The 23,186-nt window shown below is 36.1% G+C and carries 23 protein-coding genes; 12 read left to right on the forward strand and 11 right to left on the reverse strand.

Annotated elements, in window-relative coordinates; all coding sequences use genetic code 11:
* Positions 1 to 22 precede the first annotated feature (22 nt).
* Complete coding sequence (gene fdhF, locus COJ96_RS16900; protein ID WP_257148542.1) at positions 23 to 2,083, reverse strand: formate dehydrogenase subunit alpha; 2,061 nt, start codon at positions 2,081 to 2,083, stop codon at positions 23 to 25.
* 144 nt (positions 2,084 to 2,227) lie between these two features.
* On the reverse strand, positions 2,228 to 4,384 hold the full coding sequence (locus tag COJ96_RS16910) for a PAS domain S-box protein (RefSeq protein WP_098574986.1): 2,157 nt from the start codon (positions 4,382 to 4,384) through the stop codon (positions 2,228 to 2,230).
* 295 nt (positions 4,385 to 4,679) lie between these two features.
* Here COJ96_RS16910 and yhfH point away from each other — a divergent pair, with 295 nt between their 5' ends.
* Positions 4,680 to 4,814, forward strand: coding sequence for a protein YhfH (yhfH, locus tag COJ96_RS16915; protein WP_081825336.1), 135 nt, complete (start codon positions 4,680 to 4,682; stop codon positions 4,812 to 4,814).
* Between the two features lie 139 nt (positions 4,815 to 4,953).
* Positions 4,954 to 5,127: a hypothetical protein gene (locus COJ96_RS28725; RefSeq protein WP_180230149.1), complete on the forward strand. Its 174-nt coding sequence runs from the start codon at positions 4,954 to 4,956 to the stop codon at positions 5,125 to 5,127.
* A 56-nt stretch (positions 5,128 to 5,183) separates the two neighbouring features.
* Here the strand turns inward: COJ96_RS28725 and COJ96_RS16920 are convergent, their stop codons facing one another.
* Positions 5,184 to 5,402, reverse strand: a complete 219-nt coding sequence (locus COJ96_RS16920; RefSeq protein ID WP_251462270.1) for a cold-inducible protein YdjO-related protein — start codon at positions 5,400 to 5,402, stop codon at positions 5,184 to 5,186.
* Between the two features lie 46 nt (positions 5,403 to 5,448).
* On the opposite strand from COJ96_RS16920, the gene COJ96_RS28730 reads away from it, so the two are divergent.
* Positions 5,449 to 5,586, forward strand: a complete 138-nt coding sequence (locus COJ96_RS28730) for a hypothetical protein (protein ID WP_098574987.1) — start codon at positions 5,449 to 5,451, stop codon at positions 5,584 to 5,586.
* 48 nt (positions 5,587 to 5,634) lie between these two features.
* On the opposite strand, the gene COJ96_RS16930 is transcribed toward COJ96_RS28730, so the two are convergent.
* Positions 5,635 to 7,569, reverse strand: coding sequence for an endonuclease MutS2 (locus COJ96_RS16930; RefSeq protein ID WP_098574988.1), 1,935 nt, complete (start codon positions 7,567 to 7,569; stop codon positions 5,635 to 5,637).
* Positions 7,570 to 8,175: 606 nt separating this feature from the next.
* Here COJ96_RS16930 and COJ96_RS16935 point away from each other — a divergent pair.
* Positions 8,176 to 8,778 (forward strand): SCO family protein, encoded by a 603-nt coding sequence (locus COJ96_RS16935; RefSeq protein WP_098574989.1) that lies wholly within the window; start codon positions 8,176 to 8,178, stop codon positions 8,776 to 8,778.
* Positions 8,779 to 8,852: 74 nt separating this feature from the next.
* Here COJ96_RS16935 and COJ96_RS29275 read toward each other — a convergent pair whose 3' ends face one another.
* A complete protein-coding gene (locus COJ96_RS29275) occupies positions 8,853 to 8,987 on the reverse strand; it encodes a hypothetical protein (RefSeq protein ID WP_257148543.1) in 135 nt (44 codons plus the stop codon).
* 188 nt (positions 8,988 to 9,175) lie between these two features.
* Between COJ96_RS29275 and COJ96_RS16940 the strand changes: the two genes are divergently transcribed.
* Positions 9,176 to 10,795 (forward strand): ABC-F family ATP-binding cassette domain-containing protein, encoded by a 1,620-nt coding sequence (locus COJ96_RS16940; protein ID WP_098574990.1) that lies wholly within the window; start codon positions 9,176 to 9,178, stop codon positions 10,793 to 10,795.
* A gap of 39 nt (positions 10,796 to 10,834) precedes the next feature.
* Here the strand turns inward: COJ96_RS16940 and COJ96_RS16945 are convergent, their stop codons facing one another.
* Complete coding sequence (locus tag COJ96_RS16945; protein ID WP_098574991.1) at positions 10,835 to 10,966, reverse strand: YuzL family protein; 132 nt, start codon at positions 10,964 to 10,966, stop codon at positions 10,835 to 10,837.
* Between the two features lie 102 nt (positions 10,967 to 11,068).
* Between COJ96_RS16945 and COJ96_RS16950 the strand changes: the two genes are divergently transcribed.
* A complete protein-coding gene (locus COJ96_RS16950; protein WP_098575037.1) occupies positions 11,069 to 11,311 on the forward strand; it encodes a YkuS family protein in 243 nt (80 codons plus the stop codon).
* Positions 11,312 to 11,462: 151 nt separating this feature from the next.
* Here the strand turns inward: COJ96_RS16950 and COJ96_RS16955 are convergent, their stop codons facing one another.
* Positions 11,463 to 12,632 (reverse strand): D-alanyl-D-alanine carboxypeptidase family protein, encoded by a 1,170-nt coding sequence (locus tag COJ96_RS16955; RefSeq protein ID WP_098574992.1) that lies wholly within the window; start codon positions 12,630 to 12,632, stop codon positions 11,463 to 11,465.
* Between the two features lie 143 nt (positions 12,633 to 12,775).
* Positions 12,776 to 15,304: a bifunctional lysylphosphatidylglycerol flippase/synthetase MprF gene (gene mprF / locus COJ96_RS16960; RefSeq protein WP_257148544.1), complete on the reverse strand. Its 2,529-nt coding sequence runs from the start codon at positions 15,302 to 15,304 to the stop codon at positions 12,776 to 12,778.
* 282 nt (positions 15,305 to 15,586) lie between these two features.
* Between mprF and COJ96_RS16965 the strand changes: the two genes are divergently transcribed.
* The 5 genes from COJ96_RS16965 to yidC all read left to right on the forward strand — a co-directional run bounded on the left by COJ96_RS16965 (position 15,587) and on the right by yidC (position 20,698).
* Positions 15,587 to 16,036 carry a cupredoxin domain-containing protein gene (locus COJ96_RS16965; RefSeq protein ID WP_098574994.1) on the forward strand — a complete coding sequence of 150 codons (450 nt, stop codon included), beginning with the start codon at positions 15,587 to 15,589 and terminating at the stop codon, positions 16,034 to 16,036.
* A 334-nt stretch (positions 16,037 to 16,370) separates the two neighbouring features.
* Positions 16,371 to 18,596 (forward strand): formate C-acetyltransferase, encoded by a 2,226-nt coding sequence (pflB, locus tag COJ96_RS16970; protein WP_098574995.1) that lies wholly within the window; start codon positions 16,371 to 16,373, stop codon positions 18,594 to 18,596.
* 58 nt (positions 18,597 to 18,654) lie between these two features.
* Complete coding sequence (pflA, locus tag COJ96_RS16975) at positions 18,655 to 19,407, forward strand: pyruvate formate-lyase-activating protein (protein ID WP_098574996.1); 753 nt, start codon at positions 18,655 to 18,657, stop codon at positions 19,405 to 19,407.
* Between the two features lie 175 nt (positions 19,408 to 19,582).
* Positions 19,583 to 19,882: a hypothetical protein gene (locus COJ96_RS16980; RefSeq protein WP_098574997.1), complete on the forward strand. Its 300-nt coding sequence runs from the start codon at positions 19,583 to 19,585 to the stop codon at positions 19,880 to 19,882.
* A 21-nt stretch (positions 19,883 to 19,903) separates the two neighbouring features.
* On the forward strand, positions 19,904 to 20,698 hold the full coding sequence (gene yidC / locus COJ96_RS16985; protein WP_098574998.1) for a membrane protein insertase YidC: 795 nt from the start codon (positions 19,904 to 19,906) through the stop codon (positions 20,696 to 20,698).
* An 83-nt stretch (positions 20,699 to 20,781) separates the two neighbouring features.
* Here the strand turns inward: yidC and COJ96_RS16990 are convergent, their stop codons facing one another.
* Both COJ96_RS16990 and COJ96_RS16995 read right to left on the reverse strand, forming a co-directional pair.
* Entirely contained in the window at positions 20,782 to 21,372 is a 591-nt protein-coding gene (locus COJ96_RS16990; protein ID WP_098574999.1) for a GNAT family N-acetyltransferase, read from the reverse strand.
* A 61-nt stretch (positions 21,373 to 21,433) separates the two neighbouring features.
* Positions 21,434 to 21,637: a DUF6501 family protein gene (locus COJ96_RS16995; protein WP_026563761.1), complete on the reverse strand. Its 204-nt coding sequence runs from the start codon at positions 21,635 to 21,637 to the stop codon at positions 21,434 to 21,436.
* A gap of 199 nt (positions 21,638 to 21,836) precedes the next feature.
* Here COJ96_RS16995 and sda point away from each other — a divergent pair, with 199 nt between their 5' ends.
* Positions 21,837 to 21,971 carry a sporulation histidine kinase inhibitor Sda gene (gene sda / locus COJ96_RS17000; protein WP_098575038.1) on the forward strand — a complete coding sequence of 45 codons (135 nt, stop codon included), beginning with the start codon at positions 21,837 to 21,839 and terminating at the stop codon, positions 21,969 to 21,971.
* A 23-nt stretch (positions 21,972 to 21,994) separates the two neighbouring features.
* On the opposite strand, the gene mnmH is transcribed toward sda, so the two are convergent.
* The gene (mnmH, locus tag COJ96_RS17005) at positions 21,995 to 23,089 is read right to left on the reverse strand and encodes a tRNA 2-selenouridine(34) synthase MnmH (protein ID WP_098575000.1); all 1,095 of its coding nucleotides are present in this window, start codon (positions 23,087 to 23,089) and stop codon (positions 21,995 to 21,997) included.
* Positions 23,090 to 23,186: the final 97 nt, after the last annotated feature.

Genomic DNA, 23,186 nt, shown 5'->3' on the forward strand with positions numbered 1-23,186 from the left:
AACTGCGTCTACAATAGTTTATTTAGATTTTTTCAATTGCAACTGCGCATGCTTTGTATTCGGCGGTTCCTGAAATAGGGTCGTATTCATTTAATGTTAATACATTTGTTGGTGTTTCACTCCAGTGAAAACTCATAAAGACCAAGCCTGGTACCACCTGTTCTGTAACCTTTGCCTTTACCTCAAGCTCCCCTCTTCGTGAACGAACCCTGACCACTTCTCCATCCATAATTCCTAGTGCAGCTGCATCAGAAGGAGAGATATCTAGGGTCTCTTCCGTTTGTTTCACCTTTACACCAGAAGCATAATGACGAGTCTGAGAATGGGTATTATAAGATTCATAGCGACGGCCAGTCGTTAGTGTAAATGGATAGTCATGATCTGGTAACTCTAACGGAGCTGTGTAATCTACCGGAACAAATGGTGATTTTTTCGTTGGCACTTCATGCTGATGAAACCTCTCATGCATGATAAAAGTTCCAGGATGATTTTCGTCCGGACATGGATAGTGGATGCTATACTCTTTTTCGAGCCTCTCGTAAGAGATACCACCATACATCTCCCAAGCAAGTTTCCTCACTTCATCCCAAATCTCTTCACTATTTTTATAGGTTATCGGATAACCCATAATTGTGGATAATTCACAAAGGATTTCCCAATCCTCTTTCACATTTGGATGTGCCTCAATTGCTTTGCGAACCCTTTGAATTCTTCGATCTGTGTTGGTATAAGTACCATCTACTTCTCCCCATGAACGAGCTGGTAAAACAACATCTGCCATTTTGGCTGTTTCGGTCATGAAAATATCTTGAACAACTAACAAATCTAATTTCTCAAGCAATTTTTTCGTATGGTTCATATGAACATCGGCAAGTAGAGGATTTTCACCAATAATATATAGTGCCTTTAGTTCACCCATTTCTAAGCGGTCAAATGTACGCGTTTGTGTATCGCCTGCCTGCGGATTTAATTCGACTCTCCATTCTTTTTCATATCGGCTACGGAATTCGTCATTTGCTAAACTCATTGCTCCAGCTAATTGGTTTGGCAGGCATCCCATATCCCCAGCACCTTGGACATTGTTCTGGCCCCTTAATGGCATAATTCCAGTTCCTGGTTTTCCAATATTTCCGGTTAATAAAGCAAGATTGGCGATATCAAATACATTATTAACACCACAGTGATGCTCTGTAATACCAAGTGTATATGCTATCATTGAACAGCTTGCTGAAGCATACTCCCTAGCTGTAGCGACAATATCTTCTGATTGCAAACCAGTAATGCTTGCAGCAAATTCAGGAGTATATGGTTCAACTTGTTTTTCAAGTTTCTCAAAGTCGACCGTAAATTGTTTAATAAACTCAGGATTATATAAGCCTTCTTTCAGGATAATTCGAATGAATGCATTGATCAGTGCAATATCTGTACCGACATTAATTTGCAGATGACGGTGCGCAACTTTCACCATATCAATCCTTCTTGGATCAATAACGATTATTTTCAGGCCGGCTTTTGCCGCCTTTTTAATGCGATTAGCGATAATTGGATGTGCCTCTGTTGTATTCGACCCCATTAAAAGCAGCACCTCTGCCCGCTCAAAATCTTCCAGAGTATTTGTTGGGAAACCGCTACCAAAAACAGTTGCCAGACCGGCAACGCTAGGAGCGTGTCAGGTTCGATTGCAGCCATCAATATTATTACTCTGGATGACCGTTCTCATGAATTTTTGTGTTATATAATTGGATTCATTTGTACTCCGTGCACAAGCAAACATAGATATTGCATTTGGTCCCCATGATGTTTTGATGCTTAATAATTTAGTGGCAATGTATTGATAGGCTTCATCCCACGTCGTTTCAACCAACTTACCAGCTTTACGAATTAATGGGGTTGTTAACCTATTCTTAGCATGTACATATTCATAGGCAAATGCACCTTTTACACATGTTTGTCCTTTGTTGACAGGTGCATCCTTATCACCACGAATTTTCATGATTCGGTTGTCTTGAACTTCAAGGACTAGGCCACATCCCGTTCCACAATATCCGCAGATCGTTTTGACTAAATTAGAATCTCCCAACATGTTCACTCCTTTATAAAAACATTTGTAACTATATAATAATAATAATCTATATATTTTAATTGTAGATTCTTTTTTCGCAATATATGTGTCTATTTTTTGAAAAATTTAGCAATAAAAAAACGAGAGAATTGTTCTCCCGTTTTTTTAAGCAGTTTTGGCAGGCAGTAAGATATTAAAGGTGGTCCCTTTATTAGGTTCGCTTTCTACAAATACCTTCCCATTATGACTTTCAATGATTTTGAAGCTCACCATTAATCCTAAACCGTTCCCATTCTTCTTCGTAGTATAAAACGGCTCGCCAAGTTTCTTTAATTTTTCCTTAGAAATGCCCACACCTGTATCTTGAATAGAAATTTGAACATTATTATCGTGGATGATTGTTTTTACATGTAGTTCCCCGCCGTTTGGCATAGCTTCAATTCCATTTTTGATGAAATTTAAAAACACCTGTTTTAAACGATTCTCATCACATTCAATTTGAATAATTTCCTGATTGCAATCAAATGTTAAACCGACATTTTTCTTTCTTGCTTCAAATTCAAGCAATGCGACAACATTCTTAATTACAGGAACTACATTCTTTTCTTCTAATTCCACTGCTTTTGGCTTTGCTAATACCATAAAGTCCTCAACAATTGTATTAACTCGTTCAATTTCATCGAGAATAATGCTTAAAAACTCAATTCGCTCGGGATCCTTTTCATCCAGCTGTAAAAATTCCGCGTATCCCTTCATTGAAGTGAGTGGATTACGAATTTCATGGGCAACACCCGCAGCTAATTGACCAACCGCAGCCAATTTATCCTGGCGATGGAGGATTTCCTCAGATTTCTTCCGTTCGGTTATGTCATTTCGGATGGCAAGATATTGATATGGCTTTCCTTGATCATTTAAAAAGGGAACAATCGTTGTGTCCACCCAATAATAAGTACCATCCTTTGCTTTATTTCTTATTTCACCCTTCCATACTCCTCCAGAACCAATGGTCTTCCAAAGATCTTTGAAAAATTCTTTTGAATGGAAACCTGAATTTAAAATATTATGATCTCTGCCAATTATTTCTTCCCGCTTGTATTTCGAAATCTCACAGAATTTTTCATTTACACTGGTGATAACTCCTTTTGCATCCGTAAATGCAACAATCGAGGATTGGTCAAGTGCAAATTTTATATCAACATTCTCTTTAACGGTTTCTTTCAGATGGCCTTCAGCCCTTTTTCTGTCCGAAATATCCGAGCGAATTGCAACATATTGGACAGGTTTCCCTTTTTTATTCAAAAAAGGCACAATCGTGGTATCAACCCAATAAAAAGACCCATCCTTGGCTTTATTACGGATTTCTCCACGCCAAATCTTTCCTGACCGAATCGTGGACCATAAATCTTTAAAAAATTCTTTAGAATGGTAACCAGAATTTAAGATCCGGTGATTCTGACCCAGAATTTCTTCTTTTGTATACTTGGAAATCTCTTCAAACTTATCATTTACAAAGATAATCGTTCCATGAGGGTCTGTTATAGCAACAATGGTCGAGGCATCGAGAGCAGCTTTAATGTCCTTTAGGTTTGCATCGGATGTTACAAGTTGTTTACTAATTAATGTACTTGATGCAATTAGCCCTCCAATAATGAGAATGGTCAAGAATAATACCAAATAAATAAAAAAGGGACTATCTGCACTTGACCCATTCAGCCTATCACTTATTGACGTGTTCAAAGCTCGAGTCAATAGAAAATGACCTTCAATAATAGCTAACGACATAATAATCGCACTAATTGGTTTTAAGCAAACCTGGTTATTTCGAGTAAAACTTTTCGAAGAAGAAATAATCCATAATGAGAATAAAAAAGAAGCAAAGATTAAAAGCCCTGAAAAAAGAATCAATATTACGTGATATTTTATAACAACATTCATGGCATATAAACCGATTAGATGGGTTGCAAATACGGCCATCGTTAGAAATAAACTTCCTAAGATCAAATGATAAAACATCATTCGTTTTCCTAATAATGATAGGAAGGCCATGCCTGTGAATGCTAACCCGATGATTATTGACAAAATCGTTAGTGGAATATGATAACTGGCAAACCTGTTTGTATCTACGGAAATAAGTCCAATAAAATTCATGATCCAAATCCCGATACCTATTGAAAATGTGCCACCTAGGACCAGATGTGGCTGATTTTTTTCTGTAGACTTTATTAAAGTAAAAATATCTAATGCTGTAAAAGATGCCATGATGGTTAAACCAATGGCAATTATGATTAAATACGGTTGAAAAGTCCCTACCACTGCATTCATTTACGAGCATCCCCCCATATCTATAGCTTTTCTACTATGATTGTAATGGAATGAGAATTGTTATGGAAGTACAAAATTCACATGTACCGTCAATTTCCTATTATTTTAACCTACACATCTCCAATCCATGAATGAGGTAAATGGATGAATGAACATTTATGTGATAAAAGATTTTTTTTTAAAAAAAAGGCTGATTTTTCAAAAAAAAGTCTACACATTTTAATAAATTTCGTCTATACTGTACTATAACAAGAATGAAATAAATAAACTGTATTAATAAAGGAGGAGTTTTATTATGTTAATCAGTCCAGTTGAGTTTTTCCGTACTTTACCTAAGAAGCAATGTTCAGAATGTGGTCAGCACATGGAGGAACAAGCAGAGAGCTATTTTATGGAATGTGAAAAATGTTTAGCAAAAAAAGAAGAATAGCTTGAAAAGCTCTCCGCTTGGAGAGTTTTTTTGTTATTTCAAATGCCATGTAATGATTAATTTTTTCCTTTTAGGTGAGATTTAGGAAGGCATAATCCCTTTTCTTCATGCAAAACCTTTACATAAGGAGATGATATGCATGGCTATAAAGACTGATTCCCAGAGTTATCGAAATAGAAACGTAATAAAAGAGACTGTTATCAATAATACGAAAACAGTTTCGGGGGATTCTGTAGATGAACTTAGAAACCTAGAAGAAGCAAACACCTTGATCACCGGCGATGAAATTAAACAGCAAAATGAAAATCTGTAGAAAGAAAAGAAAAGACTGTCAATCATCCTTGACAGTCTTTAGTGAAGAGTGGTTTCTTAAATTTGCGGAAGTTCTCTCATTTCTTGAAGCATTTCATTGCCACACATTGGGCATAGTAAGTCATCTGCAACGAAGTCTTTTCTCATCCACCCTATGCAGGCTTCGGCAATGCATGAATAGATCTCAGTATTAACTAGGATCGTTTCAACTTCTTCTTCTTTAGCTCTTTTACCGTAAAAAATGGGAACCGCCTCCTTTTTTATTAGTATGCACAAAAAAGCAGCTTTTCATTTCCAGAATTCTTTAGGAGTTGTGAAAAAGATGACCAATCAAAAAAGATATACAACAGTGGGAACCGATATTGACGAGGTAAAGCGGTTAAACCTCCAATCTGGTTTGAGTTATAATGAAGTAAAGAGATTACTTGCGGAAAGATATCTTGATATTAAAAAGGAATAGAGGATGACTAACCCTCAAGCAATTGGGCTTGAGGGTTTGATTTTTTTCCTAATGATTTCCTTCTCTATGTTCGATTGATATATTTTCCTGATGTCCTTTTGAGAGCAGTTTATCTTTTTTCCGGTTTTCTTTGGATTGAAAAATAATATCAAAATCGTAATCATCAGGATATAGCTCTTTTGCTGCGATATATAAGGTGATTCTTTTGTGGTTGATTGCTTGCTTTTCCCCTTTTATTTGTACAACGTAATTTCCGAGAGGGTCCGGACCTGAATAGATAATCCCAAACTCATTGGCAGGTGAAATTTTTACATTGTCTCCCTGTTGGAAGAGCGGGATTTTCACCTCCATTTTCGTTCTTTTCTTTACGTCCTTATGTTTATTAATAATTACCTGTTTTTCCATTTCCTTTAGCTTCCATGCATCTGTAATATCAGTTGTAAATTGCTTTTCTTCTTTATAAGTGATGGTATGAGCCCTCTCAAGAATTCTCGGATGCATTCCCAGTTTTAATGCGATTGCAAAGGCCTGACTCTCTCCTCCTTTCCCGATGTGTAAGCGGTATGTCGGACTTAAAGTGGTTAGATCAAACTCCATTGATCCATTAATAAATCCAGGATGTGTTTCAGCAAGAACTTTGATTTCACTATAATGGGTTGTTGCAAGAATAGTCGCCCCCTTTTCATACAGGGTTTCTAAAATCGCTGTAGCGAGCCCCATTCCTTCACCAGGATCAGTGCCCGAACCTAATTCATCTAATAAAACCAAGGTGCGATGCTGGGTTTCTTTTAAAATTTCAATAATATTAACCATCCGTGAGCTAAACGTACTTAAATTTTCAGTAATACTTTGCCCATCCCCAATATCGACTAGAATACTCTCAAATATATTCAGACTACTTTCTGGTGCTGCCGGAATAAAAAGACCGGATTGGACCATTAAAGTTAAGAGACCCACCGTTTTTATCGTTACAGTTTTCCCTCCTGTATTTGGTCCGGTAATGACTAATGCATGTTGTTCATTACTTAAAGTAAAGGAAAGCGGAACAGCTTTTTCCCCTAAAAGCGGGTGTTTTGCAGAAATTAATTTCAACTCACCAGATTCGTTTATACTTACCTTTGATCCATTAATTGAACGGCCATACTTTGCTTTTCCAAATAAAACATCGTAATGAACCATCGTTTCAATCGCCATACGAATTTGCTGCTCTTTTTCTTCAACCAATCCCGTTAAATAATTTAAAACCCTTTGAACTTCGACCTCTTCATCTCCGAATAACCAATTTAATTGATCTTGTAACATCGTAACCTCTTCAGGTTCCATAAAAAGAGTTGAACCAGAAGCAGAAGTATCTAAGACAACTCCCTTTATTTTGTTCCGATATTCTTTTTTAATAGGGATCACATAGCGGCCATTTCGCTGACTGACAACATTCTCCTGTAAATAATTTTTATATTTATTGGAACGAATCAACTGAAGTGTTTTTTCTTTTAGCCTTTCCTCTTGAATTGCTATTTGTTTCCTCAATTTTAATAACTCTTTACTAGCATAATCATCAACGCGGCCATTTCGAATACAGCGAATAATCTCACTCGCAAGCTCCGGCAATTCATCAATTCCATTCACGTAGGATGATACTCTTGGGGCATAATATTCTTTATCCTTCATAAACTTGCGCATCTTTCTACAACAATCCAAAAAATCATAAAGCCTGGCCAACTGGTCAACCCTTAGTGCAACTCCTTTATTCATATTTTTTAATAAGGCATCCATCCCATCCAAACCATGAACAGGAACACTAGCACTCTTTTTTAAAATCTCTACAGCCTCAGACACTTCATCCAGCCATGCTTCAATTTGCTTTAAATTTGTCGATGGTGTCAGGCACTCAATTTTTTCCTTCCCTTCTTGCGTTAAGGCAAAACTTGCAATAGTCTCTTTGATTTGCTGAAATTCCAATGTAGTAAAAGTATGTTGATTCACTTTTTTAACCTCCTAAATAATTGACTATGTTCATCATTGTTGATAATGGCACTTTGTTGATTGAAGCGGAAATCAACAGCCTAGTTAAACTGAAATAAAAATAGCCGCAATGAACAATGTCATTGCGGCTACATGAAAAAAACTCATTCACTCATATTACATACAAAATATTTACCCAAAATAAAAACTGTCTACACGGAGGTACACAGCTACATTGGTGAAGATGTATGCTAATGATGCCCATTGTTCTTAACTCCATTCCTAAACATACTAAATAAGCCTCCATTCAAGAAAAAATTGAACGAGGAGCTAGGAATGAACATATCCAATTGATTGGATTAGTTAAGAACGACACCTAACATAAAACATACTCCTTTAAACACTAAGTTTTTAGAAAAATTTAATTCTTATAAAGAATATAATAACTGACAACACTTGTCAATTTAGTATTTGCTTCATTTTATAGAATATGCAAATAAAAATCCAATGCTCCCTAGAGAAGGATGAAATGATGTAGTTTTCATTTTCAGGTCCTTGGGTTTGTTCACAAATTATCCATATCTTTTTTCTGCTAACTTCTTTATCTTAAAAGTAGGAGGGATATTTATGAAAAAGATTTATTTAATTTGCAGTCTTGCTGTGCTTATCGGAATTGCAGCAGGAATTTCTTTCTTTCTCGTACGTGATGCAAATGCTAAAATACCTGCAGAGGTTACATTGATAAACCAAAATGGTGATTCTTATAATTTTGGTAAGGATAAAACCAAACTAAAACTTGTAGAGTTTATCTATACCCATTGCCCTGACATTTGTCCAACTACAACACAAAAGATGATTGCCTTAAAAAAAGATTTTCAGAAGGTTGGCGTTTTTGGGAAGGATATTGAATTTTTGACAATTACCATTGACCCTTATAGAGATACACCACAAATATTAACCGATTATATGCAAGGATTTGAGATTGAAAATAATGAGGATTGGTTATTCTTAACAGGAGATAAACCGAACATTAAAAAAGACCGAGCAGAGATCAAAAAAGTCACCGATGCCATGCAGTTTCAGTTTAAAGATCCTGGAAACGGCCAATTCGTGCACTCCACCTTTACCTTTTTAATTGATGAGAACAATAAATTTATTAACAAGTTTCCAATGGGAGAAGACTTTGACAAACAAGAAGTCTACGATCAAGTCATGGATGAATTAGAGTAACAAAAAAGCGATTAGTCCGTTTGGAATAATCGCTTTTTAATTTCTAGATTTTGTCCCTAGCTTATGTTTGTTATTTAATTCACAGAAGAAGGGTAATTTTTTATTTTCTGCAGCGACAAGAGGTAATTGGATTTTGGTTTGGTTAAGCTCGCTTTAATACCAGCCTTTTTTAACTTGTTAACAAGTTCAGTTAGTTGATTTTTTGTCATCCATCTCACACCTTCTTTTACTTGCTTCTATACCCAATTCTACAACAAAAATATGAATAAAGTGTGAAATCGGATAAATTTTTTTAGAAAATTTTTCTTATAAACTTTTTATTGACGAAAAGAATTCGCTCTTCTTCTGTTTTAATGGTATAATCAGTAGATATTTTGTTTTGGAGGATGTTTTAAATATGATTACTGTAAGTAACGTAGGTTTACGATATGGAGACCGAAAATTATTTGAAGATGTAAATATTAAATTTACACCTGGGAACTGCTACGGACTAATCGGTGCCAATGGTGCAGGAAAATCAACCTTTTTAAAAATTCTATCTGGTGAAATTGAAGCACAATCAGGAACTGTTCAGCTCGGACCTAATGAACGGATGGCTGTGTTAAAACAAAACCATTTCGAATATGAAGAGTATGAGGTCTTAAAGACGGTTATCATGGGTCATACGCGCCTGTATGAAGTCATGCAAGAAAAAGATGCAATCTATATGAAGGAAAACTTTACAGATGAAGACGGTATGAAAGCCGCTGAACTTGAAGGCGAATTCGCCGAATTAAACGGCTGGGAAGCTGAACCTGAAGCGGCCATCCTTTTAAAAGGTCTTGGTATTGGAGAAGATCTTCATTATAAAACAATGGCGGAATTGACAGGTTCTGAAAAAGTGAAGGTGTTGCTTGCACAGGCTTTATTCGGCAGACCTGACGTTTTACTACTGGACGAACCAACAAACCACTTGGACATTAAAGCAATCCAATGGCTTGAGGAATTCTTAATTAACTTTGAAAATACTGTAATTGTTGTTTCCCATGATCGTCATTTTTTAAATAAGGTATGTACACATATCGCTGATCTTGACTTTGGTAAAATTCAAATCTACGTGGGTAACTACGATTTTTGGTATGAATCAAGCCAATTAGCATCCAAGTTAACTTCCGACGCTAACAAGAAGAAAGAAGAAAAGATTAAAGAATTGCAAGCTTTCATCGCACGATTTAGTGCAAATGCATCTAAATCTAAACAAGCAACTTCAAGGAAAAAGTTACTGGACAAAATCACTCTCGATGATATCAGGCCTTCCTCGCGCCGGTACCCGTTTGTTGGCTTTACACCAGACCGCGAAATCGGAAATGATTTATTACATGTCGAAGGATTAACAAAAACCATTGATGGGGTTAAGGTCCTAGATAATATCAGTTTCTTTGTAAATAAGGGGGATAAAATTGCTCTTGTTGGTACAAACGAACTTGCAAAAACAACCCTTTTTAAAATTCTAATGGGTGAAATGGAAGCAGACAGTGGTACCTTTAAATGGGGAATTACCACTTCACAAGCTTATTTCCCTAAGGATAACTCAGAGTACTTTGAAAACAGCGACTTAAATCTCGTGGATTGGCTCCGTCAATTCTCACCTAAAGATGACAGTGAAAGCTTTTTACGTGGATTTTTAGGTAGAATGCTTTTCTCTGGTGAAGAGGTGCTTAAAAAGGCTAGTGTCCTTTCCGGAGGAGAAAAGGTTCGCTGCATGCTTTCTAAAATGATGTTAAACGGCGCAAATGTTCTTTTATTAGATGAACCAACCAACCATTTAGACTTAGAATCAATCACAGCATTGAATAACGGATTAATTAATTTTAAGGGTTCATTGCTCTTCGCTTCTCATGACCATCAGTTTATTCAAACAATTGCTAATCGAATTTTTGAATTAACTCCAAATGGCTTAATGGATAAACAAATGAGCTATGATGAATATTTAGAAAATGATGAAATTCAAAAACAAGTAGCTGAAATGTATAAATAGGGATAAAAGGGTCACCTCGATTGAGGTGACCCTTTTTCATTAGCTTCTCTTTTGTTTTCTTCTTGATGAAGGTTCTGTTCTAGAACCTGTCTCAGTTGTTGTTGTCCCTTGTCCCTCCACTTGAGAGGAAGCCAAGCCTATCGTTGATGGATCCTTTTTACGTTTTCCCATATTTGTACACCTCCCCTATTAGTTTTTGGAGGATTAATGCTAGTTATTCCGAATAATTCAGATAAACTGAGGCAAGATAAACTAGAAGAGGAGGTGTTTTGTATGGCAAAAATTGGTGTAGAACAATCTCTTACACAAGTTCAACAAGTTCTGCGTGAAAAGGGACATGATGTAGTTGAATTAAAGCAGGAGTCGGACGCCCAGAATTGCGATTGTTGTGTTGTTACAGGACTAGATTCAAATGTAATGGGTATGCAGGATACCAGTACAAAGGGTTCTGTTATCGACGCAAACGGACTATCCGCTGACGAAGTATGTCAACAAGTTGAAAGCAGACTACAATAATTGATCCAAATTCAAAGACTAAAGGGTTTACTTTAGTCTTTTTTGTTTTCATCTTTTATGTATAATTCTATTTGCTATAATGCTATTCGCAACAATATTACACAAAAATAAGCCATGATAAGGCCTCACTTATCATAGCTTTTTCATTTTTCTAAAATTTCCTAGTAAGTTTATTTTTAAAACCAATTATAATCCCTATTAATGCAATAATTATTACACCATATATGAGATTAATATTGGATAACTGCTTTTCTTTTTGTTTCTTTTTAGAGGATGTTTCATTTTTCACTTCAACCTTAACAGGAACTGGTTCTTTGAATTTAAGTGGAACGAACTGAACTACTTGTCCATTAATATTACTTTTAATAGCAAGTACTCCCTGATTATTTAATACCCTTGTACTTCCTTTGGTGGATTCTGTAATTAAGGTATTTTTTTCCGGGAAGTATTCTTTATTGTCTAATTTATAAATATCACTTTGCAATAGTGTTGCATGTTGAAAGTTTTTAAATCCATAATTAAACAAGCTGGCCGTATCATCATATTTATCTCTTGGCAGTTCAGAGTTTAGAACCACAACAGTCAGCCTTATTTTCGGATTAGCTGCAGTAGTAGCCAATGTTTGTTTTGCTTTAACTGTATATCCTGTTTTCCCTCCAGTTACTCCTGGGTAGGCAAACTCCCCTTTCAGCATTTTATGGTGGGTCAGGATATTCGTTTTCCATGATTTCCCGTTCCACTTAAGTACTTTCGTTCCAAAGATTTCTGCAAAAACAGGATTCTTGATCGCATAATTAGTTATAATCCCCATATCCCTTGCCGTGGTATAATGGTTCTTATCAAACAAACCATTGGGATTGATAAAATGGGTGTGGTTAACACCTATAGTTGTTTTTAAATAGGTATTCAAATGCACAGCAAACTGTTCGACATTTCCATCTATGTGTTCTGCAATGGCTACAGCTGCATCATTACCTGAATTAACTAACATTCCCTGGATCAATTGCTTTAAAGTGATCTTTTCCCCTTCTTCTAAATAAACCCTTGTTCCATCTTGCCTCACAGCATTGGCACTAACCGTAACCATGCTATTCAAATTGCCCTTTTCAATCGCATAAATTGCTGTGGCTATTTTTGTTAGACTTGCAGGGTACATCTTTTTATCTGCATTTTTTGCATACAGAACAGCACCCGTATCAGAATCTAAAAGTATAGCCCCTTTACTTTTTAGGTTAGGTTGTCCATTATTAGCAGCTATCGGGCTTAAATGGTTCGAACAAACAAGTAGGATTACAAAGATAACGGATACAAATTTTTTCATTAAATAACACCCAACTTTTACATTATTTCCTATTAAATCTTAACAGATTGTATTGCAAAATAATAGATTAAATTAGGATATCTATTGGGAATCAATTACAGAAATAGAAAAATCGGCTGGTATCACACCAACCGAAAATTGGACTAGTTTCTTTTTTTTGATATAAGCATAGTAATTTGCGACATGATCATCGGTAATGATGATTTTCTCCGGTATGCCAAGTATTTGGGTTCCCAAATGTTTGTATATTTTTCTTTAAATTTACGCAGACCTTGGAAGTGGTAAAAAAAATGGCCATGCAGGAAAATTTGCGCAGCAATTTTCTCGCTTAAAAATGAGAATCTTGAGAGTCCTACATTTGCCAATGGTGCCATGCCCATATTGAAACGAGCATACCCTTGTTCTTTTGCCCAATCAAATAAACACAAAAAAAGAAAATCAATTGCACCTGATGCGGCTTCTGGTTTAAACCTCATTAAATCAACAGAAATCGTTTGATAATCATCATATACATGCATAATGCTCATAAAACCAAGAATCTGCTTTTGTTCATTTCTTACAATCGCAATTGGTGCCTTATTTAAATAATCCTCAGAAAAGAAACCTAGGGAAAAACCTTTTTCCTCTCTTCCTTGCAGCCATTCATTAGATATCTCTCTTAATTCTTCTAAAAGGTCTATTGAATGTGGAGGGGTTATAATCTCGTATGAATAATCAGCACGAACAAATTTATTTCGTAATGCACGCAACCCTTTCATTTTGGATCCTGATAAGGAAAAGTATTTCAAATCTACAAATGCCTCTTCACCTAACTTAAAAAAAGCAAAACCATGCCCATGAAGATAAGGAAGCATATCATCACTAACTTGATAAAAAACAGGCGTATAGCCATGTAAATCAGCAATTTCCTGAAACTCCTCTATTGCATTTGATATTTCGTCTTTTTCCCCTATGGGATCTCCAAGAATGACCAGCTTGTCTGCAAATTGCTGAAAGGAAATTAATACATTCTTTTTACTGTTCCAAAATATAAATTTATCATGTAAAAAGATTAAATGCGATAACACCTTACCTTGATACTTCGATAAATGGTCAACAATATCTTTTTCACGGTTTTCAGATCGCTCTAAAATCCAACTTTTCGGCAAACTGATTAAATATCCAAACATAAGAATGAATAGCGCGATAACAAGCCCAATTGCTGCACTCATAAATAAATCGTGATAATCAACTATTACATAGGGCAAAAGTTTAGGTGGTATTTCTATTTTAGAAATCGGTAAATTCAGATAACCAATCACGAGATACATTGAAGTGATTACAAGAATAATCATTATATCAAAAATCGTTTTACCCCAAGTTAACACATAACTCTCTCGATAAAATTGACCTTTTGACATCCGGAGCAACAAAGCGACAATAATTAAAAAGATCGCTTCTTCATAATCAATTCCTTTAAAGATAGAGAAAAGTGCGGCCAATATTAAAGCGAACATCGTTAGTTCGTAGGCTCTCTTTACGCTATATTCAATGCCCCGAGATAAACCTAATAATAAAAACCCAGCTGCAACAGATAATTGGTGCGATACATTAATAATTGGAAAGGATAAAAGTTCTTGTGCAACCTTCAACCGGGACATAATTCCAGGCACACTAGCTGATAACAGTAGGATTAAACCAGAAAGGAAAACCAGCATGGTTAAAATGACATGGCTTAATCTTTGAACCACGGCTTTAGGAAGATCATTCCAAGTTTGATTCCACTTTTTCCAATAAAGCTTAACAAAGAAAACAAGGCTAATAAAAAATGGGAGAAAGTAATAGCCAATCCGATAAAATAGTAATAATACAATTACCTTTTCTTCAGGGATATGTAAATCTTGCATCCCCCAAATAAATACCAAATCAAAAGAACCTAATCCGCCTGGGATCATGCTAATGATACCCGCACATGCAGCTACAATATAGACAGGAAAAAGATTTGCTGCAGAGATAGAAATTCCTAGAGTCCGGCATAAAATCCAAATGGCTAAAAATACTGCAAACCATTCGATAATGGATATCATAATTAGCTTCAAGGTACTATTGGCACTAACCAGAGATGGACTTCCTTTTCTTGATTTTAAGATATGTATAAATAAAAATAGTGGTAAATATAAACCAACTCCCACCACTGCAAAATAGAGCCATTTTGTGTCATCAAACAACGGAAAGTTACGAAAATTGTTTGTGACGATCCATGATAGCACTGAAATACCAGTTAAATAAAATAATGATACGGATGCAATAACCCCTAAAAGTTTGCGCTTGTCCGGTTCGTGCTTATGAAAGAAATACGTCCGTAACATTGCCCCGATTATTCCACCAAAGCCAATTAAATTTGAAAACGAATTAGCAATAAATGATTGCTCTAATAAATCTCTGATTGGAACTTTTAATTTTAATATTCGTACTAGAACCACATCGTAAAGCAACATGGGTAAGACAGCTATAAAGGCGATAAATATTATAAATAGAAGGCGCCCCATATCAAGTTGACTTAGTTCTTCCTTAAGTAAATCCATATTTATGTTTTGAGTAAATTTTTTGATTTCGACAATTGCAAAGATTAACAGTAACAATGGAAAAATAAATTTTAGCGCCTTTAATATTCTTTCTTTTCTAATCCCCAACAAGCTAACCACCTAATTATTTGCGAATTAATTAGCAACATCTAATTTACATAGAAACACATTTCCTGTTTTTACTATAAACTTTTCTAATAGAAAAACAAAGAAAAATTATCTCACTCTATAGGGTGTTACTTCTTATTCTAGACATTTTTATTTATGTTCAACCATGTTTGAAGGTATAAGTGTTAACCAAAACAACTCAAATCTCACAAAAAAATAGACAAGTTTTCTCCCCCACTTAGCATAAGTATAAAGTAGGACAAATTTATAAGGGGGTACGAAATGAAATTTTTAGTCTTTAAAAAGGAAACACTTCTATTCTTTGTTGCAATAGGGGTTGTACTTTTCTCCCTGTCAGCCTGGTTCATGTTAAAAGCCGGGGATATAACTGTTTTTAATCAGCAATCGAAAGATATCCGTGAAATTCACATGGTTACTGCAGAATTCAGTACGAAAATGAAAAATGGAAAAGAAATGGAGGCTTATCGCTGGGATCCCGGGACAGTATTTTTAGAGAAAGGTGAAAAAGTAAGGTTATTTATTAGCGGAATCAACGGTGAAGAGCACCCCTTTTATATAGAAGGAACTAAAATAAAAGGGACCGTCAAAAAGGGCGAAGAAACAATTGTTCCCTTACAATTTGAAAAAGAAGGTACGTATCGGTTAATTTGTGAAGTCCATTCCGATCGCTCACATAATGGTCCAATGATTGCTTATATAGTAGTGGATTAAAACAGGGGATTCTTCTCCTGTTTTTTTTCATGATAAAAGAACTGCTGTTTCAATCTTTTTTAATGGTAACACCTTGTTTTTATAAATTTCTTCATATATAACAGTTTTGAAATTTACGAAGATAATTATAGTACAGTTTGGAATTTGATTCTATAAAACTATATTAACAATCTGATGACATTACTAATTATCCCCTTTAAATAGGACTTCACAAAACGTTAACAATTGTTACTAATATACGTGCCTTTTTTCACAAAAAACCTGTTATACTCGATTTATAGAAGAAACAACCAAACTGTTATATTGTTTTATAAAAAATATGAGGTGATTACTAATGGAACAATGGACTGGATTTACAAAAGGTGCTTGGTCAAAAGAAGTAAACGTTCGCGATTTTATCCTTAATAATTTTTCTCCTTTCGAAGGGGATGATTCATTTTTAGCAGGTCCTACAGAAGCTACCACTAAACTTTGGGCACAGGTAATGGAATTAACCAAACAAGAGCGCGAAAAGGGCGGCGTATTGGATATGGACACTGAAACCGTATCTACAATAACTTCCCATGGACCTGGTTACCTTAACGAAGACCTTGAAAAAATTGTTGGTGTACAAACCGATAAACCGTTTAATCGTTCCATGCAGCCATTTGGTGGGATCCGTATGGCGAAAGCAGCTTGTGAAGCTTATGGGTACCAATTAAACCCTGAAATTGAAAAAATCTTTACTGAGTTCCGTAAAACTCACAATCAAGGTGTTTTCGATGCCTACACAGATGAAATGATGCTTGCTCGTAAAGCTGCAATTATTACCGGTCTTCCTGATGCTTATGGACGCGGCCGCATTATTGGGGATTATCGCCGCGTTGCTCTCTACGGTGTTGATTTCTTAATCCAAGAAAAGCAAAAGGACCAAAAGAACACTAGCAAGGTAATGACTGAAGATAATATGCGCCTTCGTGAAGAACTTGCTGAACAAATTCGTGCATTAAAAGAACTAAAGGAAATGGCAAGCAGCTATGGATTTGATATTAGTCAACCAGCTAAAAATACGGCTGAAGCATTCCAATTTGTGTACTTTGGATACTTAGCAGCGATTAAGGAACAAAACGGTGCCGCGATGAGCCTTGGCCGCGTGTCAACATTCCTAGATATTTACGTAGAAAGAGATTTGAAAAACGGAACAGTAACCGAAGAAGAAGTACAAGAAATAGTCGACCACTTTATTATGAAGCTACGTCTTGTAAAATTTGCCCGCACACCAGATTATAATGAATTATTCAGTGGAGACCCTACATGGGTAACAGAATCAATCGGCGGTATGGCAAATGATGGTCGTTCCCTAGTAACGAAAAACTCATTCCGCTTCCTGCATACATTAGACAACTTAGGTGCTGCACCTGAACCAAACTTAACAGTTTTATGGTCACCGCAGTTACCCGAAAACTTTAAGAAATATTGTGCGAAAATGTCCATCAAAACTAGCTCGATTCAATATGAAAACGACGATATTATGCGCCCAGAATATGGGGATGACTATGGAATTGCTTGCTGTGTTTCAGCAATGGAAATTGGTAAGCAAATGCAGTTCTTTGGTGCCCGTGCTAACCTTGCAAAAGCACTCCTATACGCTATTAACGGCGGCGTAGATGAAAAATTAAAAATTCAAGTGGGACCACAATATCAGCCAATTACATCTGAAGTATTAAACTATGAAGAAGTCATGCAAAAATTCGATCTTGTGATGGAATGGCTTGCTGGTCTTTATATCAACACCTTAAATGTCATTCACTATATGCATGATAAATACAGCTATGAAAGAATTGAAATGGCCTTACACGACACTAAGATTCTTCGTACGATGGCAACAGGTATCGCTGGTCTTTCCGTTGTCGCTGATTCACTAAGTGCGATTAAATACGGTGAAGTCAAGGTAATCCGTGATGAAAATGGTCTGGCGGTTGATTTCGAAACAACTGGGGACTTCCCTAAATACGGAAACAACGATGACCGAGTCGATGCGATTGCTGTAGAAGTGCTTAAAACCTTTATGAAAAAGCTTCGTAAGCACCAAACTTACCGTGATTCTGTTCACACACTATCAATCTTAACGATTACATCTAACGTAGTCTACGGAAAGAAAACCGGTAATACACCTGATGGACGTCGTATGGGAGAACCATTTGCACCAGGTGCTAACCCGATGCACGGCCGTGACACAAAAGGAACACTAGCTTCACTATCTTCAGTTGCGAAGCTTCCATACAACTATGCGATGGATGGAATTTCAAATACCTTCTCAATCGTGCCTAAAGCATTAGGTAAAGAGGAAGAAAGCCAAACCCGTAACCTTGTATCAATCCTAGATGGATATGCGATTAAATCAGGTCATCACTTAAACGTTAACGTCTTTAATCGCGAAACATTAATTGATGCAATGGAACACCCAGAGCTTTACCCACAATTAACAATCCGTGTTTCTGGATATGCAGTTAACTTCATTAAATTAACAAAAGAACAACAGTTAGACGTTATTAATCGTACATTCCACGAATCACTATAATTTAATCAACCGGGGCCCTTCTTTTAGGGCTCCTGAAAATCTAAGGGGGATTATCATCATGAACGGAAATATTCATTCAATTGAAACATTAGGTACAGTCGACGGACCAGGTATCCGCTATGTTATTTTTACACAAGGCTGCCTATTGCGGTGCCAGTTTTGCCATAATGCTGATACGTGGGAAATTGGGAGCGGCAAAGAAATGACTGTTTCCGATATCATGGATGATCTTATGTCCTATCTGCCTTTTATTCAGTCTTCTGGTGGTGGAATTACAGTGAGCGGTGGTGAACCCTTGCTGCAAATCCCTTTCTTAACAGAATTATTTAAGGAATGTAAAAAGAAAGGGATTCATACGACCATTGACTCTTCCGGTGGCTGCTTCTCTCATTCAAAGCTTTTTGTTGACCAATTAGAGGAATTGCTCCAGTATACTGATTTAATCCTATTGGATCTGAAACATATTAACCGGAAAAAACATATTCAATTAACAGGAATGGCTAATGACCATATTCTTGAATTTGCAACATTCTTATCCAATCATCATGTTCCTATCTGGGTTCGCCACGTGCTCGTTCCAACGATAACAGATGATCCTGATGATTTAACAAAACTTGGTGAATTTATTGGGACACTTAATAACGTCCAAAAGATTGAAATTCTTCCCTACCACAAACTCGGTGTTTATAAGTGGGAAGCACTCGGACATGAATATCAACTCCATTCTATTGAGCCGCCCACAGAGGAAAATGTGGAGTTTGCCTATAAAAAAATAACTGCACACTGGAATGCACCAATCCAAAAACACTGATTCGGTTTGAATCAGTGTTTTTAGATACTGTGCATAATTTGGAAACTTTAATTCTTATCCTATTGGCCAATAAGTAAATATCTGCATAATCTGGCATTTTGGCAAGTATTAAATTGATTCTTTACCTTATCTCCTATATACTCATATCATTGACATTTAAGTGAGGTGATAATATTTGTTTCAATTGCTTATCGACAGTTCAGATATAAATGCCCTTAACGCTCTTTATGTAAGTATTTTTTTAGGAATTGCTTTAAAGTTATTATGGGCATGGAGTGTGGAATATTCTTTTGTTGGTTCCTTATCTGATCCAGCAAGGACAAATATTATTCACCCATTGGTACTTTATCTTAAGAAAAGTTGTTTAAATGGCAGCTTTATTCTGAAAAGAATTGTTATATATTTTCGTAGAAAAGAATATTCACAGGATGATTCTGAAGAACCTGTTTCCTCCTTTTTTGTCCATAAAAATTAATAAACCATTCTAGGAGGAAATATGAAAAACAAACGATCTTCTATTATTTTTGTAACAATGTTAGCTTTAACGACTTTATTATTATCTGCATGTTCGTCCCAAACAAAAAGTGGAAACAACAATAGTGGATTTTTCCATACTTACTTTGTCGAACCTTTTTCAAATTTTATCCATTATTTAGCGGAACTTTTTAATGGAAATTATGGTTTGTCCATAATTCTTGTTACTCTGATTATAAGGCTTGCCCTAATGCCGCTTATGTTAAGGCAGTATAAAAATCAAATGGCAATGAAGGAAAAAATGGATGTGTTGAAGCCTGAAATGGATGTCATTCAGACTAAAATGAAAACCGAAAAGGATCCAAAGAAAAAGCAGGAACTTCAAGCAGAAATGATGGGACTTTATAAAAAGCATGGGGTTAATCCATTAAATATGGGCTGTCTTCCATTACTAATCCAAATGCCTATTCTAACTGGTTTCTATTATGCGATTCGTGGTTCAGAAGAGATAAAAACTCATGAGTTTTTATGGTTCAGCCTAGGAAATCCTGACATCATTATTACGATTATTGCCGGGGTTATTTACTACTTCCAATTTAAAGTTTCTCAGTCAAATATGCCTTCCGCCCAGGCAGACCAAATGAAATATATGGGTTTACTCTCCCCATTAATGATTGTTATGTTTTCATTTAACGCACCCGCAGCCCTTCCTCTTTATTGGGTAGTCGGTGGTACGTTCCTGATTATTCAAACAATGATTAGTAAAAGTCTTTATCAAACCAATAAGACACCAAAAGTTCAAGTCAAACAAAAATAGTCAGATTGAAAGAGATTGAAAAAGAAGCGTCCTTGGATGCTTCTTTTTTTGGGTAGTTATTTGCCATTAATTTGACAGTTTTCTTACCTTTGCAACCTGCCTTTTAATTGGGTGCTTATCTCAGCCCATTCATCATGAAGGATACTAAAAAATACTGTATCCCTTACATATCCATCTGATATAATCCGATCTTTCCGTAATACTCCTTCTCTCACGGCACCGATTCTTGCAATCGCCTTTTGGGATCTTATATTTCGAGAGTCCGTTTTTAATTGAACACGAGTAAGGTTCCAAACATCAAATGCATGTCTTAATAAAAGAAATTTACATTCAGTATTTACTTTGGTCCGCCATACATTCGGGTGATACCACGTCGAGCCAATTTCCGCACTATTATGGTTTGGGAGTATATCTAAGAATCGTGTGCTCCCAATGATATGTTCATTGTTGTCTACAACTGTAAAGGTATAATCTGTTCCATGTTCACGTGCTTTTATGGCAGCGTCTATCATTCGTTCCATATCCTCTTTTGAGCGAATTTTCGTCGCCATATACGTCCAGATTTCATCTGGTTCCGCTGCTTCCCACAAACCGTCTAAATGAGCCATACTGACAGGAATTAATTTTACCGTTTCCCCTTGTAAAGAAAATAGATCGTTCCATAATTTATCCATTAATCATTCTCTCCCTTTTTCATAAGAAAAAGACTGCGGGCTTTGCTCCACAGTCCTCCTTTTATGCATCTTGAAAATATTCCTTGTAAAAGCCGCCTACTTTTCCTGTATTATCAACAATGTAATAAAATTCTTCAGTCTCATTTTTCACATCATAGACTTTCCCAGCCGTTAAAGCATTATTAACAAGATATTTTTTGGCATCCGTATGAACGCATTTTATCTTTTTGATTGTTTCACGATCACGCCATGATAGATGAATCATTGCTGCACCCTTCCTTTCGTTCTTTGTCCCACTTCTAGTATAATCAAAATGGCTGGTGGTGCGCAACAAAATCAATGCATTAAGAAATTGTGAACTATTTAAAAATTTTATTAATTTTGGGTTCTCAAATGGTCAAAAAACCATTACAATTATAAAAACTGAATATTCAATCCATTTTCTTGAGGAGGCATTCATAAGTATGAAAATTATGAGTAATGAGCAATTAGTTGTTTCGTATCGGGATGCATTAAAGTCTGACAAGGAAAAAGAATGGATTAAGATTTTAAAAGATGAAATCAAACGCCGCGGCCTAAAACCATTTAAAAATCATTAACACGAAAAAACCGCTGAAAGGTTTCAGCGGTTTTTCATTTTCATCTCATTACTTGTAAACGCGTTAGGATAAAAGGATAATTCTTTAAGTACTCCTGCAATCTTTTCCGCTGCCTCCACTGGATTATCAGCAAAAATCTCAATGAATTCCCCTTCATACTCTTGTTTCGCATGGTCATACCTTGGATCATAATAGTGTTCAAGTAAATTGCGAATCATATCCGGATAATTTCGATCAGATAACGCTTGGATAAGTGAATTTCTGATGTCAATCGCTTTAATACGTCTTAACACTTTTTCAATCCCATCAGAAATCTTATCAAAATACCATCGCTCATTCTGATAAGGATGTACATATTCCGCCACAAGATGTGCTACCCTTTGTTCAATCGAGGTATTTAGGTTGATATTAATACCTCTCATCTTTTTATCCATTAGTTCCTCGGTTTGGACTGCTTTTCCGATTCTTTTGCTTTCTGCTTCCACGAGAAAGTATTCAGCACCCTTTATTTCGGTAAGCCCTTTGTATAGTAAGGAGTCAAATGTTTTTTGATTATGACCATCCCCCAGGCCAATTGTTCCGAATATCGAACCGCGATGCCCTGCCATCTCTTCAAGATCTAAAATGGGATAGCCTCTTTTTTTTAAGATTTTTAAGACCTCTGTTTTCCCAACCCCTGTTAGTCCATGAAGGACAACAGCTTTGCCGGGAAGCATTGTTGGTAACTGTTCAAGAATATAGTGACGGTACTCTTTATATCCACCTACTAGCCTACTAGCATAAATACCTGCAAACTCGAGAAACGTGACCACTGCTTTACTTCTCATCCCACCTCGCCAACAATGGATAATCAGCTCGGTATCATTGGAAATGGTATTCTTTATCGTGTGCAATAGGTCAGGAATTTTAGGAGAAACAATTTCCATTGCCTTCCATTTTGCAACTGCAGGTCCTTCTTGTTTATAAATTGTGCCGATTACTTGCCGTTCGTCATCTGTGAATAATGGTACATTAATCGCTCCTGGAATTGCGCCATCCTTAAACTCAATTGGTGAGCGTATATCAATGATTACTGGGTTCTTTGTCGCGAAAAGCTCTTCGACCGTCATTTCTTTCATATCATCTACGCTCCTTAAAAAATTACTCTTAATGATTACATTAAAATATCTATTAGAAAACAAACAAAACTTCCACAACGGGAAGTTTCGAAAAAAA

This window comes from Bacillus sp. AFS073361 (assembly GCF_002567005.1).
Classification (GTDB): domain Bacteria; phylum Bacillota; class Bacilli; order Bacillales; family Cytobacillaceae; genus Neobacillus.